The organism is Flavobacterium sp. (genome assembly GCF_043779715.1).
GTDB lineage: Bacteria > Bacteroidota > Bacteroidia > Flavobacteriales > Flavobacteriaceae > Flavobacterium.
The window spans coordinates 1-2066 of the sequence record NZ_JAYWDT010000051.1; the positions used below are offsets into that span (position 1 = coordinate 1).

Genomic DNA, 2066 nt, shown 5'->3' on the forward strand with positions numbered 1-2066 from the left:
AGCCGTTTGAAAAGGAATTATCCGTTCTAAGTCTATTAGTTGATGTCATACATGCTTTATCGAGATCAAATCCAAATTCGGCAATTCAAGTATTCCTCTTCCCTATAAAACTATCAGTTTGCAAATATTAATGATCATTTAGATAAGAAAGGCAAATTCTGTCTTTAAATATGTTTATGCTCTATTATATGGATTTGTATTACACGCAGAAAATAAAACAAAAATTTGATAGGATTTGAAAAGCTTTAAAAATCTTTTGCAAACAGTTTTTTACGATTACGGTAATCGAATTAACAATTACTACAAATTTAATTAATCATAAATACTAGAAAAATTTCGAAGTAATTTTCGAACTATATAAATACCGCCAAAATCAAATGAATTTGGAGATTTATACTTTTTGTGGTCGTTAGGGAGTTAGAACTATTACTTTACTAAAATTAAAGCATTTTAAAAGTTATTTTTTTAAATAACAAAGATTAAAGGAATTAGTCTTTATCTATTCGCTTCCCTAATAATACTTTTAATGAGAATAAAAATCAAAGCTAAGTAGTAGTAAAAAAAAATCAGCAAGTCTTTAACGAGTATTAAGATTATTTCTCTAACTTTGGTACAATATTTATATTTCATGTACAAATGAAAAAGTTTCACATTTTATTAATCGTTGTTCTTGGTTTCTTCTTGATGCCAGCAGTAACTTTTGCGTGTGAAAATAATTCATCGAAACATTCTTCTTCAAAAGAGACTTCCTCAAAAATGGATAAAGATGATTGTTATAATAACGATGGTCATTCAAAAACTAAAAACCACGAAGGTTGCGGAGGAAAATGCAGCCATTCTAAATGTGGTTGTGCTTCTTCTTGCAACACATCCGTTTCTATTAATGAATTGAACTTTAATAGAAATATTTTTAATTTATTTACAGAAAAACAAAATTTTTACAATTACGAAACCTCCATTTCTTCTGGTTTCAATTCTCTATGGCTTATACCAAAAATAGGCTAAATTTTAAATTTGACAGCCATAATTGTGTCAAAAAAAAGCAATTATTGCTTTAAAATCATTTATTTGCTCAGTTAATTTCATTTTCAAAAAGGTGGCTTTGTTATGCTGTCATTTTGTAATTGTTTAACTAATTCAATTTAAAATTATTTTACGATGAAATCACTAAAAAAAGTAGTGGTGACAATAGCACTATTGTTATCATTCGTGGTATCCAATGCGCAAATCAAAAACGTTAAAAACGAAACCGTAAAAATATTCGGGAATTGCGGAATGTGCGAAACCACCATAGAAAAAGCAGGAGGTCTCAGGAAAATTTCCAATGTTGATTGGAATAAAGACACCAAAATGGCTACGCTTACTTATGATGCTAAAAAAACCAATCAGGATGAAATCTTAAAACGTATTGCACTTGCGGGTTATGATAGCGAAAAATTCCTTGCTCCAGATGATGTATATAATAATCTTCATGGCTGTTGTCAATATGATAGAGAGGCAAAAGTTGCAGTAAATACCGAAACTAAACCGGACCCGAGTGATAACGAACAGGCAAAGCAAATGGCAACTATTGAAAATCATAGCGCTAACGCCAATAAATCAGAAACTCAAAAAATAGAACAAGTAACTCCAAATCAATTAAAACCAGTATTTGATAATTACTTTTTATTGAAAGATGCTTTAATAAAAACGGATGGTAAAGCAGCTTCAATACAATCTCAAGAATTGCTTTCGGCTATCAATGCCGTAAAAATGGAAGAGCATATGGTTTGGATGAAAGTAATGAATGAGTTGAAAGAAGATGCCAAACATATTTCCGAAACACAAGATGTAAAACACAAAAGAAACTATTTTATGACTTTATCAAAAAATATGTATGAACTTCTGAAAGTTTCAAAAGTGGAAACGCCAATTTATTATCAGTTTTGCCCAATGACAAATGGTGGTAAAGGTGCTAATTGGTTGAGCAAAGAAAATACTATTAAAAATCCATTTTACGGTTCACAAATGTTGAGTTGTGGCAAGACAGTAGAAACAATTAAATAATTTAAAAATAAATAATAAAT

Annotated in this window: 2 protein-coding genes; both read left to right on the plus strand. The window is 29.5% G+C overall.

The genetic code is table 11. The features are described 5' to 3' along the window. Positions 1-636: 636 nt before the first annotated feature. Complete coding sequence (locus ACH2BG_RS02515) at positions 637-1005, plus strand: hypothetical protein (protein WP_395046160.1); 369 nt, start codon at positions 637-639, stop codon at positions 1003-1005. A 153-nt stretch (positions 1006-1158) separates the two neighbouring features. Further along, a complete protein-coding gene (locus tag ACH2BG_RS02520; protein ID WP_395046161.1) occupies positions 1159-2046 on the plus strand; it encodes a DUF3347 domain-containing protein in 888 nt (295 codons plus the stop codon). Positions 2047-2066 lie beyond the last annotated feature (20 nt).

Excerpts from the sequence above, each read along its gene's own strand:
- ACH2BG_RS02515 (WP_395046160.1), top strand. The coding sequence starts at position 637 with ATGAAAAAGTTTCACATTTTATTAATCGTTGTTCTTGGTTTCTTCTTG.
- ACH2BG_RS02520 (WP_395046161.1), top strand. The coding sequence starts at position 1,159 with ATGAAATCACTAAAAAAAGTAGTGGTGACAATAGCACTATTGTTATCA.